The sequence below is a fragment of the Pedobacter sp. UC225_61 genome (genome assembly GCF_044452285.1).
In the GTDB taxonomy this organism is placed as follows: domain Bacteria; phylum Bacteroidota; class Bacteroidia; order Sphingobacteriales; family Sphingobacteriaceae; genus Pedobacter.
In genome coordinates, this window is sequence record NZ_JBIOAL010000001.1 from 1760792 (window position 1) to 1778317 (window position 17526).

A 17526-nucleotide genomic window follows, 5' to 3' on the forward strand; every position below is an offset into this window, starting at 1 on the left:
TAAATTCTTAAAACAATTGCTTCTCTAGTCTGTTATTTTTGCAATCAACCGATTTGTAAACATAGGCATAAAGACATGGACAAGTTAGAATTAAAAGGAAAGTGGAATGAAATCAAAGGTAAAGTTAAACAAGCATATGGCGATTTAACTGAAGATGATTTGACACACGAAGAAGGAAAAGATGACGAGTTATTAGGTAAGCTTCAACAAAAAACAGGAAAAGGTAGAGATGAATTAGTAAAATGGATTAATTCACTTTAATATTTTTTTAAATTCATAAAATAAACGACTAACCTTTATTGGCTAGTCGTTTTTTATTTCCCCTTTACTTCAAAAAAGTTCTCTGAATAAATCACGTCTTTATTTGTTATTCCTTGAACAACAATTTTAAATTTTCCGGTTATGTCACTGGTATAAAAGCTTAGTTCGGTTTCTTTTCCAGCATTTAGGATTGTCGCATAATTCCAATAAATTGTAGAAAAAAAAGCTGGCTCAACTGGGTCTTTATAATCACTTAAATAAAACTCTTTTTGAAGATGAATACCTTTAATGAGGGTAAATATATTTTGATCTACAACTGTACAACCTTGATATAAAGTAGGAAAACCATTTACATTATACATTGCGCCAGTAATAGGTGGATGATTACCAGGAGTTCCATTAGGGTGATTGCGACAATTTAAGTTGTTGTATGAACAAACATAATCTCCACAAGCATTAGCACCAGTGCCATTAAAACTATTATCGGTTTTGTTATTAATAACAACTTCTTTTAAACGAATAGCTTTTTCATCGTTTTTTAATATAAGTTCTGCATTATTTTGTAAAGTTGATGGTAGTATTGGTTGATCAATAGTTGTTGATTTAGCCAGTCTTTGATTCATCATTGCAAATTCATCATGAATTACTATTTTAGTAGCAAACGGTAGTTTATTATTTCCATTAACAAAAAGATGCATTTTCTTTTCAGCTGGAGTAATTAAGTCTGCAAGATTTAGGTTAAATAGACCTTTGTTAGTTGTTTTAATTAAATTTATTTGATTGCTTACCATAGAGCCAATCACCAACGAATCTTTTATTTCTTTTTTTGACTTCGTCACCTGACCGCTCATTTTTAAACTATCTACTAGGTTTGCAGTGTCGGTATAATTGATAGTTTGTAAACCTTGCCAAGTATATCTTCTCCAAGACTTTACTAATAAAATTTGCTCTAGATAATTTAGGTCTTTATAACTGTTTCCTTTACTATTAATTGGAAGTTGACTTAATTCGTTATTTATGTACGTATAACTTTCAATATCACTCATTTTTTTGATTTCCAATCTGTTGCTTTGCACACAAGCAATAGAAACCAATGCATTTTTATCAACGTTAAGATTGAGCTTTAAATTTACTTTTTCTCGTTGTTTATATGTTTTTTGATCTGTTGTTATAGATAATTTTTCTGAATCATTGTAATGTGCAAAGAACATCCGCTCTGCTAAGGGCCTACTTAAACTATCTACTATGGTAATTGTTGCTAAACCTTTTGGAACGTCAGTTAATGGTATTTTTATAATGATATTTTCACGATCCATATCAAATGGAGTAGTTAAAAAACTGGTTCTAAAATTATGAACTAGAATGGTAAATTTTTTAAAGCCCTTACTTTTTAAACTTAATCGTACAGTATCTTTAGCGATAGCGTTTTGCATGCTTAAAGTCAAGCCTTCTTCAACCGATTTTGGTAAATAATACAGTGTGTCAATTAAACTCGAATGAATAAGTTTAACGGTATAATTTGCTCCATTTTCTGGTGTTAAGGAGAACTTTCCTATGCCATAACTACTGGTTTCAATGGTATCGATAATTTTTTGATTTTTATATAGAAATGCTTTTAAGGCTAATGGCATTTGCTGTTGATCTTTAACTTCCCAACCAATATTCGAGGTTAAACCGGCAACTAAATTTCCACCTTCTGGATAAAATTTAACTACGGCTTTATTTTTAATTTGCGGCAATGCTAGATTGATAAAGCTGCTATCTTTTTCAGATTTTAATTTCACATAAATATTAGGATCTGCTAAATTAGCTTGTGGTGATAAGGTAATCAAAGATTGTCCGGATGCATCTGTAAATGTGTTTTTCCTAATATTGCCATATGTATAGCTCACTTTAAGAGGTTTTGTTAAAAAGCGATCGTCTTTTGTAGTGGCAGCAATTAAAACCTTATACGATTTGCTGTCTGCATTGGCTGCTTCAACTAGTTTGATGTTCGCTTTAAAGGCGGGATCGATGCTAGATTTTATAGTAATATTTTGAACGAATATTGCCTCTGGTATTCCATTTATTAGTTTGTCTGTGTATGCTAAAAATCGATAATTTCCAGTTGGGATGGAATCAGGTAATGTTAAACTGCCAAAAGACAATCCATTTTCTATTAAAAATTTATCTTCAAATAACAAGGTGCTGTCGATATCTCTAATTAAAGCAACAGCTAAAACCTTATGTTTAATTGCTGATGTTTTTGCTTCTTTGATTAAATAACCAGTGAAGTAAGAGGTCTCATTATTTGAGTATACATTTTTATCAAAATGTACGAAAAGGTTACTTGTTGGTTTTGCTAAAGCATACCAAGCCATTTTTTGTTCTAATGAATTTTGCGCAAATGTTGTTTGCAAACCTAAGCAAAGAAGGAGGGACAGAATAAGGAAGCGCATTTGCTAAAGTTAACTTTTAACGTTTAAATTTTCAACAGTAAATGAGGGCACAAAAAAATCGATTTCCATTTCTGAAAACCGATTTTTTGAGATTTTGAAGGCTATTAATACCCGAATAATTGTTCTAAAGTTAATGTAGTTACAGCTCCAAATTTCTGCATATCTTCCATTTTTACTTTTTTGTCTGAAGCAACAATTAAATATGTATATGGCTTGTTAGCTACTTTTTGAGTATGGAAATCTTTAATACTTGCAAAAGTAATAGGTTTCAATTCTTTGTATAAATCTATTCTAGAATCGTAATCGTAACCTAATTTTTTATCTGCAAAATAAGAATAGAAGATACCGTCTTTTGTGATGCGAGCAGTTTCTAGACCATTTAACACATTTGCTTTTGCACCATCAAATGATTTATCACTCTGTGGTAAAACATTTAACAACTCGTTCATTCCATTTACCGCATCAGTCATTTTATCTGCTTGACTACCTACATAAGCAATCATGCTATATTGTTTATCTGCTTTATCTGGAGAAACATATTGAGCAAAAGTTGAATACGCTAATGCTTTAGATTCTCTGATGGTTTGGAAAACAATAGAACCCATTCCTCCACCAAAATAACTATTAAATACTTCAATGTTTGCAGCATCAGTTTTATTGTACAAACCAGTATTTCTTAACCAGCGAATTTCAGATTGTACCATGTCATAATTTGCAAAATAAACTTGATTTGCATTTTGAGTAGCATAAGTATAAACTTTAGCTGGCGCTGCAGGAGTGAACTCTTTAGGCATTAAATGAACCTTTTTAACATCTGCTGTAAAAGCGGCTAAATCTTTAGGTCCATAGTAGGTAATTACATGTTCGTAATTAGTTAAGTTATGAATAAGAGAAATTAAATCTTCAGCTTTAATATTATTAACTTCAGCATTTGTCAATACATTATTAAATGGATTTACGTTACCATATTGTGCATATGAAGTCAATGCATTCATAATTTGGCCTTTATTTAACTTATTGTTTTCACGACTTTTCAAAATTGTGCTTTTCAGGTTTGATAACGCTTTTTCATCAGGTTTTACATTTGCTAATATGTGTTCAACCAAGCTTACTGCTTTATCAAAATTTTCTTGCAAACCGCTAATGTTTATTGTTGTAACTTCTGTACCAACACTCACATTGTAAGTACAAGCAATGTTGTAAAATGCTTTGCTCAATTCTTCAGAAGTATACTTATCAGTACCTAAAAAGGTTAAGTAAGTAGAAGCATACGGCAACAATTTATAATTATTAGCACCAATATTAATTCTATAACTCATTCTAAAAATAGCGTTGTCGTTGTTTTTTGTAGTTAAAACTTCTGCTAAACCAACTTTACCAAAAACGATGTCTTTTTTATAATCCAAAAATTTCGGTGCAATTGGTTTTACAGGAGCTTCTAATATGCTTTTTACAAATGGTGATGTTAAATTTCCATTAGCATTAATAGGAGTAATTGCTGGTTTTTCAACTTTAATTACATTTTTGTCTTCACCTTTATGTTTAAATCCAATTACATAATTATCTTTAAAGAAAGTGTTAGCAAAAGCAACTAATTGCGCTTTGGTAATTTTGGCAGTTGCTTCTATTTCACCAAGACTTTTATTCCATTCGGTACCTCTGTTTAAAATAAATTCATTCGATAAATTTTCTGCTCTATTATTGTTGCTATCAAAAGCTTGTAAAAAACCCAATTTTTGGTTTGCAACGATAGATTTTAGTAAATCATCATCAAACTTACCTTGTTTTAAAAGTTCAACTTGCTCTAATAATAATTTAGAAGCTTGTTCTAAAGTTTGTCCTTGTCTTGGCGTTGCTGATAAATTGAATACGCCATAATCTTTCATTTGCTGATAGCTTGCGCTAGATCTCAATGTTTTTTGTTGTTTATTCAAGTTAATGTCAATTAAACCAGCTTTACCATTAAATAAAACACTTTTAGCTAAATTTAAAAGTAAACTTTGTTGAGAATTCTGAGGGAAACCACGATAATAAATCTCTACCGCTTCTGCACTTGGCCCATAAACATCAACTTGTTGTATTTTTGTTAATGGTTTTTCTGGAGCAGGATTATACAATGCAATAGGTTTAGAAACCATATAGCTAAAGGTTTTATCAATCTTTTTTATCATTTCATCTGGATTAAAATCTCCAGTAAAAATGGCTGCCATATTGTTTGGCACGTAATATTTGTTGTAGTAATTTCTTATCTCAATTAACGATGGATTTTTTAAATGCTCAATTGTACCAATTGTAGTTTGTTGACCATAATTATGAGTTGGGAATACTAATTCCATCATAGCCTCATCTAGTTTATTACCATCATTATCTAATCCACGGTTTTTCTCTTCATACACAGCTTCTAATTCAGTATGGAAAATACGGAAGATAGGTTTGCGGAAACGCTCACCTTGTAAAGCCAAAAATTTATCAACAGAATTAGAAGGGAAGTCTTCATTGTAAACAGTTTCTTCATACCAAGTATGCGCATTTGAAGAACTACCACCAATACCAGCTATCATTTTATCATACTCATTAGCAATAGAAAAATTAGAAGCTTCGCCAGAAGTTTTATCTATTTCTTTGTAAATTTCTTTACGTTGAGCTGGATCTGTTGTTTTGTTGTATTTCTCATACAACGCATCAATTTTATCCAAATATGGTTTTTCTTTTGCCCAGTCGGCAGTTCCGAATTTATCAGTTCCCTTAAACAAAAGATGCTCTAAATAGTGGGCAAGACCAGTTGCATTTTTAGGATCGGTATTACTACCTGCTCTAACACTCATTCTAAATTGAATGTTTGGTTCTTTTGTATTAGGAGATAAAATTACCGTTAAACCATTTTTTAACGTATAAAAACGAGTTTTAGATGGGTCGTTAGTTACAAATTTGTAGGTGTAACCTCCCGATGTGGCTGTTTTCCATTGGTAAGTGGATTGTGCCATTAAGTTTTGACCTGTTATAAATAAACAGACAAGTAAGAGTAGTTTTATTTTCATAATGAATAAGTTATAATCAAATATAAGTGGATAAGGCATACTTTCCATAAAAATAAACGAAAATTAATAATATCCATAAGCCGAGATAAGCTTCCAATAATTTCTTGTATTTTTACAGTATGAATAATGACGCCAAAAAACCTACTATTTTAGTTGTTAACGATGATGGAATAACTGCGCCAGGCATTAAAAGCTTAATTGAAGTAATGCAAGAAATCGGACATGTTGTAGTTGTCGCACCTGATGGACCTCAATCCGGAATGGGTCATGCCATCACTATTGGTAAACCTTTACGTTTCGATAAGGTAGATTTATACCCTGGAGTTGAAATGTACAAATGTTCAGGTACACCTGTAGACTGTGTTAAACTAGCTGTAAATAAAGTTTTTAAAGGTAAAAAGCCAGATTTATGTGTTTCTGGAATTAACCACGGATTGAACAACTCGATCAACATAATTTACTCAGGAACGATGTCTGCTGCTGTAGAAGGTGCGATAGAAAAAATACCTTCTATTGGATTTTCATTAGATGATTTTGCTCAAGAAGCGGATTTCAGTCATTGTAAAAAATTCATCAAAACCATTGCCTTAAAGGTGCTAACTAACGGATTGCCAGAAGCTACTTTACTCAATGTAAATTTCCCGAAAGGAGCTGATTTAAAAGGAATTAAAATATGCAGACAAGCAAATGCTAAATGGGCAGAAGATTTTGAAGAGAGAACAGATCCTTATAAACGCCCTTATTATTGGTTGACTGGCGTATTCGAAAACTACGATAGAGGAGAAGATACTGATGTTTGGGCTTTAGATCATGGTTTTGTGTCGGTTGTTCCTGTACAATTTGATTTAACTGCTCATCATGCTATTCCAATTTTAAATGGTTGGGGGTTTTCTGATAGCAACAACTCAACATCTACTGTAAATAAAACCGCTGGTCCAGATGGGAAAAGCTTAGGTTAACATGAACAAAAGAATTAGCGCTATAAAAAATACAGTTTGGAATGGCATTGCAATTGGATTTATTACTCCAATTGTGCCAGGAGTTTTAGTTTGGTATTTAATGCGACACATTACAGCTTTACGCCATGCTGATTTATTGCTAATAGGCTGTGTAGCGATTAATGCTTTTTTAATGAACTATTTTTTTAAATTGAATAAAGAAAACATTGGAAGAGGTATTTTGAGCATTACTTTTTTATGGGCTTTTGCCTTCTTTTTCTATAAAGTTTAACACTAGATATTCAAATGAAATACTACCTCGTAGCTGGAGAAGCATCTGGAGATTTGCATGGTGCTAACTTAATGAAAGCGTTAAAAACTGAAGATCAAAATGCAAATTTTAGATATTTTGGTGGCGATAAAATGCAAGCTCAAGGAGGTAAACTGGTAAAACATTATAGAGAAATGGCTTTTATGGGTTTTACAGAGGTTATTCTTAATTTGAGAATAGTTTTCAAAAACCTAAAAGCATGCAAGCAAGATATATTAACTTATCAACCAGATGCTTTGATTTTAATAGATTTCCCAGGATTTAACCTTAAAATAGCAGAATTTGCTAAGCAACAGGGTATTAAAGTTTGTTTTTACATTTCTCCTAAAGTTTGGGCTTGGAACCAAAAACGAGTATTAAAAATCAAAAAAGTAGTAGATCAACTATTTTGCATTTTACCGTTTGAAGTAGATTTTTACAAACAATGGGGAATGGAAGTTAATTATGTTGGCAATCCCTTATTAGATGAAATAGCTAATTTTTCACCAGACTTAGCGTTTAGAAAAAATCAGAATTTAAGCAACCAAAAAATTATTGCCTTACTGCCTGGAAGTAGAAAGCAAGAAATTGAGCGTTTGCTGCCAGATATGTTAAGTATAACAGCTAGTTTCCCTAATTATCAATTTGTGGTGGCAGCCGCCCCAACATTTACATCAGATTATTATCAGCAATTTATTGGCGATAAAAATGTAAAACTTGTTTTTTCGCAAACCTATAATTTGCTTTATCATGCAGAAGCTGCCTTGGTAGCATCAGGAACTGCTACATTAGAAACAGCACTTTTTAAAGTTCCACAAGTTGTCTTGTATAGGGGAGGTGCTATTTCTGTTGGAATTGCCCGTTTGGTTATAAAAATTAGATTTATTTCATTGGTAAATTTAATTATGGATAGAAAAGTAGTTACAGAACTGATACAGAACGATTGTACAACAGAAAAAATTACTACAGAACTAGGCTCAATTTTAACTGGTGAAGAAAGAGAAGTAATGCTAAATGATTACGAAAAACTTGCAAAAAGAATGGGAACTGCAGGAGCATCTGAACGAACTGCAAAGCTAATTTTTGATTTTTTACGATAAAAATTTTCTTTTTGCGAGAATTAATTTTTGATCAACTAAATATTTAGGATTTTTAAATAAACGCTTGTATAGTTTAATTAGAATGGATATTATTGCGTCCAAAAAATATATACATGAAAAAAATCTTATTAATGCTCACCATTATTAGTTTAAGTGTTGTAGCTAAAGCTCAATTTGAAGGGTCTAAACAAATTTTCGAAAGTCCAAATTTAAAATCAGAAATTTCAGAGCACAAATTAGTTGCAATTTTACCATTTGACACAAAAATATCTTATAAAAAACAACCTAAAAATTTTAGCGTAGAAGGAAACAAAGAACAAGAAAAGACAATGTCTAAATCTATTCAATCTAGCATGTACACTTTCCTGCTAAGAAAAGGGAAGAATTATTCTGTCGAGTTTCAAGATGTAGATAAAACGAATATTTTGTTAAAAAAAGCTGGTATGGCCGATAAGTTAGATGAGTTTACTAAAGATGAAGTTGCAAAAGCTTTAGGAGTTGATGCAGTTTTAGGGGGTCGTTTTGAAACTGAACAAACTAAATCAGAAGCTGGAGCCATTGCATCTGCTGTATTGTTTGGGGGTTTTGGTGGTAAAACAGGAACAGGGACTTTGACACTTACACTAAATAATGGAGTTAGTGGTAATTTGTTATGGCGCTTTTTTAAAACCATGGATGATGGTATTACTACTTCTACAGATGATTTAGTAGAACGTATGATGCGTAAAGTTTCTAGAAATTTCCCTTATACAAAATAAGTTCGCTTAAAACTATATTCTATAAGAGAATTATAATAAGATTGAAAATATTTAATTAGTAGTTTTACTAATTACTTAAGAAGGTAAATCAAATTATGAAAGCACTCTCTATAAAAGATATTGCGTTAAAGGCCAATGTATCCATAACAACGGTTTCTTTTATTATTAATGGAAAGGCTAAAGAGAAATCTATTAGTGATGCTGTTATAAAAAAAGTTCAACAAATTATTATCGATAGTGGCTATAAACCAAATCAAATTGCCCGTAGTTTAAGAACGGGTAATTCTAATATTATAGGTTTAATTATTGAAGATATTTCGAATTCCTTTTTTTCTAGAATTGCCAGATTAATTGAAGATAAAGCCTACAAAAAAGGGTATAAAATTATTTATTCAAGTACAGAAAACAATGTAGAAAAGGCACAGGAGCTAATTAATTTATTCAAATCAAGAAAGGTAGATGCTTATATTATCTCTCCAATTAAAGGTATCGAAGAAGATATTCAGCTATTATTAAATGAGCATAAACCGGTCATCTTATTCGATAGAAATTTGCCAGAATTGAATACCAATTATGTAGGGGCAAATCACTTTGTAGCATCTTACCAAGGAGTAGAAAGTTTTATTAAGCAAGGAAAAAAGAGTATTGCACTCGTTACAATTGATATTGACGTACAGCAAATTATTGAGCGTTATGAAGGCTATAAGAAAGCACTAATTGATTATGCAATCCCCGTTGATGAAGAATTAGTGCTTAAAATCCCTTTCAACCAACCTGAAGTAGATACGATTAAACAGATTAAGCAACTTTTTAAAGCAAAAAAGATTGATGCGGTATTATTTGCAACAAATTATCTGGCTATAAGCGGATTAAAAGTGCTTAAGCAAATCAATAAGAAGATAGATGATCAATTTGCAGTAATTGGTTATGATGATCATGAAGCTTTCGAATTGCATACTCCAAGTGTATCTACTATTCAACAACCGTTGGAGGAAATTGCTGAAACCATTATTAAGTTGATTCTGAATCAACTCTCATCTAAAACTAAACTTCCCGATCAACAAATTATTATTCCAGCAAAATTAATTTTAAGAAAATAATTGCTAAAAATAGTGATGAGACGGCCTCTTTTTTAATGTAACATAAAAGATACAATTAGCATTATTTTTTTACACGACTTATAATTAATATTGATTTACTAAAACGTTTTACTTAAGGTTCGAAAAGTACTAAATTGTGCAACGGCTTTAAGTGAACGGTTTAAAATGTAAGTTGTTCACTTTTTTGACAACTTCTGTTTTGATCAATTAGTAAAACGTTTTAGTTGTTTTCCATTTGCATATTTAAGAGAAACTAACCCAAATATAATATATGACCTAAAAAAAGATGAATGGATTTTAATGTCTAAAAATTAGTGTACTTACACTACCAAAACTAACCAAAGAAAAAACTTATTTAATTTAAATCTTTATGAAAAAACGGCTACTATTATTAGTCATAGCACTAATTAGCTTTATGAACGTAATGGCCCAAACTAGGGTCTTAACCGGTACAGTTGTCGATCAGGACGAAAAAACACCTCTTGTTGGCGCATCAGTTAAAGTACAGGGTACATCAAACGGAACTTCTGTAGATGCAAAAGGAAACTTCTCCTTAACTGTATCTGGTTCGGTAACCTTAGAGGTAAATTACCTGGGCTATCAACCAAAAACAATTCAAGTGAATGCAGATACCAAAACAGTTACCATTACTTTGGTATCGGAATCTGGTAATTTAAATGAGGTAGTAGTTACCGCATTAGGTATTACTAGACAAGCAAAAACATTAACCTATTCAACGCAAACCATTAAAAGCGATGAATTAAACACAGTAAAAACGCCAAACGTAATCAACAGTCTTAATGGTAAAGTGGCTGGTGTTCAGATTAACAGAACCTCTGGTGGTGTTGGTGGTGCTGCTCGTATCACTATTCGTGGGGATAAATCTACACGTAATTCTCAGCCTTTATATGTAATTGATGGTATGCCAATTACCAATCCAACTGAAGGTGCGAAAGTAGATATCTATAGTTCAATGCCTGATAATGGAGATATCTTGAGTACAGTGAATTCAGAAGATATTGAAAGTATCAACTTTTTAAAAGGTGCAGCGGCTACCGCTTTATATGGTAGTGCAGGTAGTAATGGTGTTATTTTGATCACTACTAAAAAAGGAAAACAAGGTGTAGGGAAAATTGATTTCTCTAGTAGTGTTACTTTTGATAATGTTTTTGGAACTCCAGAATTACAAAATAGTTATTTACAAACGTCTGCGCCAACTGCAAGTGATGCAGGGAGTAAAGAAAGTTGGGGTGCAAAAGGTACTTCAAAAAATCATGTTGATGATTTCTTTAATCAAGGTTCTACATGGATCAACAGTTTAAACTTTTCATCGGGTAACGAAAAATCAACTAATTTCTTTTCTTATTCAAACACTACTAATAAAGGAATTATTCCAACTAGTAAGTTTGATCAAAACAACTTGAATTATAGAAATTCAAGCAAGTTTTTTGATGACAGATTAACTTTAGATGCGAGTGTAATGGCCTCTATCCAAAAAGTAGAAAACAGGGTTAATCCTGGGATGTATTTTAGTCCATTGCTTGGTTTGTATTTGTTTCCAAGAGGATTGGATTTTGATAGTTATAAAAATAACTTTGAATATTTTTCTCCTTCACGTTATTTAAATGCACAAAACTGGTGGAACATCAACTTAGATAAAAATTATACCGGTGGTGATGACCAACAAAATCCATATTGGGTATTAAACAGAAACAAGGTTAAAACCAAGAACAAGAACATTTATACATCAGCTTCATTAAATTATAAATTAACAGATTGGTTAAATGTTCAAGCTCGTGGTAACTATAACTACTACAATTCTGAAGCACAAAGAGATGTTTATGCAACTACTCAAGCTACTATTAGCGGTGCAAACGGTAAAATTTATCACAATGGATTTGAATCAAAAACCTATTACGGTGATTTAATCTTTATGGGTAAAAATAATTTAAGCGATGATTTTAAATTAGAATATACCGCAGGTGCATCGGTTACAGATATCAAGAAAATCAATACAACAATTGAGAATGGAAATTTATCATATCCGAATTTATTTACTCTTTCTAATCTGCTCTTTAATGGAACTAATGATAATGGTCGCCATTATAGAATTGATAACCACCATATCCAAACACAGTCTATTTTTGCAAGTGCACAATTAGGTTATAAAGACAAATTGTTCTTAGACTTAACAGACAGAGAGGAATGGTCTTCAACTCTAGCATTTACACCAAAACAATCGTATAACTATTATTCAGTTGGTGCCAATGCTGTACTTTCAGAATTGTTTAAAATGCCAGAAGCTATCAACTTTGCAAAAATTAGAGGTTCTTATGCAACAGTAGGTAATGGTATTGAGGATAATAGAACAAACCCACAACCAAATATCGATGCAGGTTCTTTCGTAAGTCCAGATGGGTCACCAGTTCAGGATCCAAGATATTATTTAAGACCAGAAATGAACAATACCATAGAGTTGGGTACAGAATGGAGATTTTTCAAAAGTCGCTTAACTTTAGATTTCACATGGTATAAATCTAATATCAAAGGACAGTTCTTAAAAGATGTAACCTTGCCTCCAGGGGTGGCTGCAGGTACAAAAGGAGATATTTCTGGCGGTAATATTCAGAACTCCGGTATTGAGGCAATTATTGGGTACAAATTAATGAACGAAGGCGCTTTCAAATGGAATACAACTGTTAATTTTAGTACCAACAAAAATAAAATTATTGAATTATTCCCTGCTGCACTCGGTGTAGATCCGAATAGCTTACTAACGCTTGTGGGTGGTGGAAATAATTACTTAAAACAAGGTGGATCTTTCGGTGATATTTATGGTACAACTTTCCAACGCGATGCACAAGGACGTATTTTAGTTGATGCACAAGGTGTACCAAGCCGTAATGAAACCAAATCATACTTAGGTAATCCAAATCCTAGAGCAATTGTAGGTTGGACTAATAATTTTACTTATAAAAACCTAACATTAAGCGTATTAGTTGATGGTAAATTTGGTGGTAAAGTATTGAGTTTATCTGAACCATTTTACGACTCATATGGTGTAAGTCAACGTAGTGCCGATGCTAGAGATGCAGGTGGTGTAACTATTCCAAATGCAGCAACTGTAGGTGGTGCAGCTTGGACAGGTAAAACTAAAGCTCAAGATTATTATTCTAAAATTGGTGGTAGAAATGAAATTGATGAAGCTTATATGTACAATGCAACTGCAATTCGCTTAAGAGAGTTATCGTTATCATATCGTGTTCCTGTAAAGGTTAAAGGAATAAGCAATCTTACTTTAAGCGCAATTGGAACCAACCTATTCTTTATTAAAAAGGATGCGCCATTTGATCCAGAACAAGTTTCAGGAGTATATGCTGGTGGTGTTGGTGTTGATGTATTTGGATTGCCAACTTATAGAAGCTTTGGCTTTAGTTTAAAATGTGGTTTTTAAAGATTGAATGATCATGAAAAATAAGATAAAAATTTTAAGCCTTACAATGGCGGCAATGGCAGTATTTGCTAGTTGCAAAAAAAACTTTGAAGAATTTAACACAGGTTTATCAGGGCTTACAGATGCACAGTTAAATGCCGATTATACAAAAGTAATAGGACCAATGAAAGAAGTGCAACGTAACTTGATTAATCAGACCAATTGGATTTATCAGTTGCAGCAGAACTTAAATGGTGATGTTTATAGTGGGTATTTTATGAGCCCAACCACATATGGTGGAGATAACAATACCAATTATTTTATGAAAGATGGTTGGAATGATAGAATCATGATCAACCAGTTGGATGATGTAATGCAGAAAGTAAAGAGTTTTGAAGATGGAACAAAAGCATATGCTTCAACAACTTTTAATTACAGTTCAGCCATGTTAAGTATCTTGACAGTGATAGAAGGACAAAAAGTTTCTGATATACACGGACCAGTAATCTATAGTAAGTTTGGAAAGCCAAATGCCGATTTATCAGTAGATTATGATAGTCAGCAAGCAGCGTATAACAACTTCTTTACTACTTTAGATAATGCTATTGCAAAATTGAAGTTAGCCGCAAATGCTGGTGATGTTACCGCAATGAAAGCAGCTGATATGGTATATGGTGGTGATGTGAACAAATGGATAAAATTAGCAAACACGTTAAGATTAAGAATGGCTATTCGAATTAGGTATGCAGATGCGGCTACGGCTAAAACACAAGGAGAAAAAGCATTAAATGCAGCAAATGGCGGCTTAATCGAAACCAATGAAGATAATGCTTTCATTAATTATGGTGCTGGTCATCCTATTAATGATATTATCAATTCTTGGGGTGATTGTAGAGCAGGTGCGCCTCTAGGAGCAATTTTAGGTGGATATAATGATCCTCGCTTACCTAAATACATGACACCAGCAGCTGATGCAGCAGTAAGTGGTCAGTATATTGGTATTCGTAATGGAATTACATTAGTAGATAATGATAGGTATAGAAGTTATTCGAAACCTGCTGCACTTTCTGCTAATGGCGATTATTTTAGTGGCACCAATGGAAAAGCTAGATTGGCTTGTGCTGCTGAAACTTGGTTCTTAAAAGCAGAGGCAGCTTTATTAGGTTGGGCTAATGCAGGAAACATCCAAGTTGATTACGAAAATGGTGTGAAAGTTTCTTTTGATGAATGGGGTGTAAGTGGTTCTGCTGTGGCTTATTTAGCAGATAATACAAGTACTGCTAAACCTTACATAGATCCAAAAGCTATAGTGCCTGGTCAAAATGATGTTTTAGCTGGAAGCCCTTACTTAAGTAATGTTACAATTAAATGGGATGGTGCTGCTTCTGATGAGAAAAAATTAGAGCGCATCATTACTCAAAAATGGATTGCAATCTATCCTGATGGACAAGAAGCTTGGTCTGAATTTAGAAGAACCGGATATCCTAAACTTTTCCCTGTAATTAATAATGCAAGTGGAGGCACAATCTCTACAACTGGATTTATCCGCAGATTGCCATTCTGCACTAAATTTATCAATAGTAATCCAGGTGGTTATCAAAGAGCAATCGCTACCCTTGGAGGCCCTGATAATGGAGGTACCAAACTTTGGTGGGATAAAAAACCATAATATCAATTATATCGACTGGATCATAATCGATCCAGTCGATATTTTAAGAGTTGAAAGCTCTAAACCAACAAATACCTTTCTTTTGTTTGTTTCTAATTTTTAATAAACGTTATCAACGATACAACACTTGATAGGATTACCTATCTACCTATAAGCTCATAAATCCTATGCTATTCAAATCAATTACAATTAGTCAATTGTACCAATACACAAGAACGATATTGACTATTGGATTACTTGCTTCTCAGACCCAATTTTCAAGCGCTCAACAAAATACCAATACTAATTTAACCAAATACGTAGATCCAATTATAGGTTCTGCAAAACACGGGCATGTTTTTGTAGGTGCTAATGTTCCTTATGGTGCAGTTCAATTAGGTCCGAACAATATTTTTGAAGGATGGGATTGGTGCAGTGGTTACAATTATGGAAGCAATACTATTACTGGTTTTGCACATACACACCTTAGTGGAACTGGAATTGGAGATCTTGGTGATATTTCTATTATGCCTACCACAGGAAAATTGATTTTAGATAAAGGACAAAAAGATAATTTGGCTAATGGTTATGTTTCAACCTTTTCTCATGATCGAGAAGTTGCCAAAGCAGGTTATTATAGTGTTTGGCTAAATAAATATGAGATCAAAGCAGAACTTACGGCAACAGAAAGAGTGGGTTTTCATCAATACACCTTTAAAAAGAATGCAGAGAGCCCACATTTAATGCTTGATCTAGTGGAAGGGATTGGTTGGGATGCAGCTGTGGTTTCACAAATAAAGTTAGTAGATCCACAAACAATTGTTGGGTATAGAAATTCGAAAGGATGGTCTACCGACCAAAGGTTATTTTTTGTAATTAAATTATCGCAACCCGTTAAAAATATTGCCATTTACGATGGTTCTTTGCTAAAAAATGAAAACGATGCTACAGGAAAACAATTAAAAGCTGTTATTAATTTTCAGGCCATTCAAAAGGATGTTCTGCAAATTAAGGTAGCCATATCTCCTGTAAGTGTTGAAAATGCCGTACTCAACCTCAAAACAGAATTACCAGGTTGGAATTTTACCGAAACAGTGAGAAAGGCAGATCTAAAATGGGAAAAGGAATTACAAAAAGTTAGAATAGAGGCTTCTGCCAATTCAAAAAAAATATTTTACACCGCACTTTATCACACTATGGTTGCCCCATCATTATTTAATGATGTAAATGGAGATTATCGAGGTACAGATAAAAAAGTATATAAAAAGGCAACTTTTAACAACTTAACCACCTTTTCTCTTTGGGATACCTATCGTGCTGCACAACCTTTATATACTATCCTACATCAAGATAAAGTGAATGACATAGTCAATTCTATGTTGACCATTTATAAACAGCAAGGTAAATTGCCAGTTTGGCACTTAATGGGTAGCGAAACCAATACGATGATCGGTTATCATGCAGTTCCAGTTATTGTTGATGCTTATTTAAAAGGTTATAAAGGTTTTGACGTAAAATTAGCCTATGAAGCCATTAAACAATCGGCTATGCAAAAAACGGAGGGTATCGATTACATTCAACAATTAAAATTTATTCCCGCAGATAAGGTAAACGAATCTGTAGCCAAAGCTTTAGAATATGCTGTAGACGATTATTGTATCGCCCGAATGGCGAAAGCCCTAGGTAAAACTGCCGATTACAAATATTTTACCAAAAGAGCTAAACTTTACGAGCTCTATTTCGATCCGAAAACCCAATTTATGCGTGGAAAATTAGCAGATGGTAATTGGCGTACACCTTTTAGTCCATTTGCATCTAAACATCGTGAGGATGACTATACCGAAGGTAATGCATGGCAATACGTTTGGTTGGTTCCACAAGATGTTGAAGGATTAGTTAAGTTATTTGGTAGTGAAAAATCTTTTGTCACTAAATTGGATTCATTGTTTACTATTCCATTTCAATTTGGGGAGGAAAGTTCGCCTGATATTTCTGGATTAATTGGGAATTATGCACAAGGTAATGAACCAGGTCACCATATTCCATATTTGTATCCTTACGTAGGTCAGCCTTGGAAAACAGCGGATCTTATTAGAAAAATTGATAAAGAATTTTTCACTTCAATGCCAGATGGGTTATGTGGAAACGAAGATGTAGGACAAATGTCCGCATGGTATATTTTTTCTGCTTTAGGTTTTTATCCAGTTAACCCTGCAAATGGTGCTTATGTTTTTGGCTCGCCATTATTAAACGCAGCAACAATTTCATTACCAGCAAATAAAAAGTTTGTCATCAAAGTCATCAACAACAGTGCTGAAAATAAATATATCCAAAAAATAGTGCTTAATGGTAAACCTTACACTAAATCCTATGTATTGCACCAGAGTATTGTAAAAGGCGGTAACCTACAAATTTTTATGGGTAATCGACCTTCGAAAATTTTTGGTGTAGCGGTTAAGGACAGACCAGTTTCTAATATGAATTAATTACCTACAGCATTAG

Annotated in this window: 11 protein-coding genes; 9 read left to right on the top strand and 2 right to left on the bottom strand. The window is 33.0% G+C overall.

What is annotated here, in order from left to right; genetic code table 11:
• Window positions 1-75: 75 nt before the first annotated feature.
• A complete protein-coding gene (locus ACHMWN_RS08355) occupies window positions 76-261 on the top strand; it encodes a CsbD family protein (RefSeq protein WP_219489440.1) in 186 nt (61 codons plus the stop codon).
• A gap of 53 nt (window positions 262-314) precedes the next feature.
• Here the strand turns inward: ACHMWN_RS08355 and ACHMWN_RS08360 are convergent, their stop codons facing one another.
• Window positions 315-2699, bottom strand: coding sequence for a hypothetical protein (locus ACHMWN_RS08360; protein ID WP_397299596.1), 2385 nt, complete (start codon window positions 2697-2699; stop codon window positions 315-317).
• A 104-nt stretch (window positions 2700-2803) separates the two neighbouring features.
• Window positions 2804-5683, bottom strand: a complete 2880-nt coding sequence (locus ACHMWN_RS08365) for an insulinase family protein (RefSeq protein WP_397299599.1) — start codon at window positions 5681-5683, stop codon at window positions 2804-2806.
• A 173-nt stretch (window positions 5684-5856) separates the two neighbouring features.
• Here ACHMWN_RS08365 and surE point away from each other — a divergent pair, with 173 nt between their 5' ends.
• From surE to ACHMWN_RS08405, 8 genes are all read left to right on the top strand, one after another.
• Window positions 5857-6696 carry a 5'/3'-nucleotidase SurE gene (gene surE / locus ACHMWN_RS08370; RefSeq protein WP_397299602.1) on the top strand — a complete coding sequence of 280 codons (840 nt, stop codon included), beginning with the start codon at window positions 5857-5859 and terminating at the stop codon, window positions 6694-6696.
• 1 nt (window position 6697) lies between these two features.
• Entirely contained in the window at window positions 6698-6967 is a 270-nt protein-coding gene (locus ACHMWN_RS08375; protein WP_397299604.1) for a stationary phase survival protein SurE, read from the top strand.
• A 14-nt stretch (window positions 6968-6981) separates the two neighbouring features.
• Window positions 6982-8085 carry a lipid-A-disaccharide synthase gene (gene lpxB, locus ACHMWN_RS08380; RefSeq protein WP_397299607.1) on the top strand — a complete coding sequence of 368 codons (1104 nt, stop codon included), beginning with the start codon at window positions 6982-6984 and terminating at the stop codon, window positions 8083-8085.
• A 113-nt stretch (window positions 8086-8198) separates the two neighbouring features.
• Window positions 8199-8843: a hypothetical protein gene (locus ACHMWN_RS08385; protein ID WP_397299610.1), complete on the top strand. Its 645-nt coding sequence runs from the start codon at window positions 8199-8201 to the stop codon at window positions 8841-8843.
• A gap of 95 nt (window positions 8844-8938) precedes the next feature.
• Window positions 8939-9943 (top strand): LacI family DNA-binding transcriptional regulator, encoded by a 1005-nt coding sequence (locus ACHMWN_RS08390; RefSeq protein ID WP_397299611.1) that lies wholly within the window; start codon window positions 8939-8941, stop codon window positions 9941-9943.
• Between the two features lie 370 nt (window positions 9944-10313).
• Window positions 10314-13397 (top strand): SusC/RagA family TonB-linked outer membrane protein, encoded by a 3084-nt coding sequence (locus ACHMWN_RS08395; protein WP_397299613.1) that lies wholly within the window; start codon window positions 10314-10316, stop codon window positions 13395-13397.
• A 13-nt stretch (window positions 13398-13410) separates the two neighbouring features.
• Complete coding sequence (locus ACHMWN_RS08400; protein ID WP_397299616.1) at window positions 13411-15045, top strand: SusD/RagB family nutrient-binding outer membrane lipoprotein; 1635 nt, start codon at window positions 13411-13413, stop codon at window positions 15043-15045.
• 167 nt (window positions 15046-15212) lie between these two features.
• On the top strand, window positions 15213-17510 hold the full coding sequence (locus ACHMWN_RS08405; protein ID WP_397299619.1) for a GH92 family glycosyl hydrolase: 2298 nt from the start codon (window positions 15213-15215) through the stop codon (window positions 17508-17510).
• Window positions 17511-17526: the final 16 nt, after the last annotated feature.

What these genes read in the sequence shown, in the direction of transcription:
- ACHMWN_RS08375 (WP_397299604.1), top strand. Translation starts at nt 6,698, where the DNA reads ATGAACAAAAGAATTAGCGCTATAAAAAATACAGTTTGGAATGGCATT.
- ACHMWN_RS08390 (WP_397299611.1), top strand. Translation starts at nt 8,939, where the DNA reads ATGAAAGCACTCTCTATAAAAGATATTGCGTTAAAGGCCAATGTATCC.
- ACHMWN_RS08400 (WP_397299616.1), top strand. Translation starts at nt 13,411, where the DNA reads ATGAAAAATAAGATAAAAATTTTAAGCCTTACAATGGCGGCAATGGCA.
- ACHMWN_RS08395 (WP_397299613.1), top strand. Translation starts at nt 10,314, where the DNA reads ATGAAAAAACGGCTACTATTATTAGTCATAGCACTAATTAGCTTTATG.
- lpxB (WP_397299607.1), top strand. Translation starts at nt 6,982, where the DNA reads ATGAAATACTACCTCGTAGCTGGAGAAGCATCTGGAGATTTGCATGGT.
- ACHMWN_RS08385 (WP_397299610.1), top strand. Translation starts at nt 8,199, where the DNA reads ATGAAAAAAATCTTATTAATGCTCACCATTATTAGTTTAAGTGTTGTA.
- ACHMWN_RS08360 (WP_397299596.1), bottom strand. Translation starts at nt 2,699, where the DNA reads ATGCGCTTCCTTATTCTGTCCCTCCTTCTTTGCTTAGGTTTGCAAACA.
- ACHMWN_RS08365 (WP_397299599.1), bottom strand. Translation starts at nt 5,683, where the DNA reads ATGGCACAATCCACTTACCAATGGAAAACAGCCACATCGGGAGGTTAC.
- surE (WP_397299602.1), top strand. Translation starts at nt 5,857, where the DNA reads ATGAATAATGACGCCAAAAAACCTACTATTTTAGTTGTTAACGATGAT.
- ACHMWN_RS08405 (WP_397299619.1), top strand. Translation starts at nt 15,213, where the DNA reads ATGCTATTCAAATCAATTACAATTAGTCAATTGTACCAATACACAAGA.
- ACHMWN_RS08355 (WP_219489440.1), top strand. Translation starts at nt 76, where the DNA reads ATGGACAAGTTAGAATTAAAAGGAAAGTGGAATGAAATCAAAGGTAAA.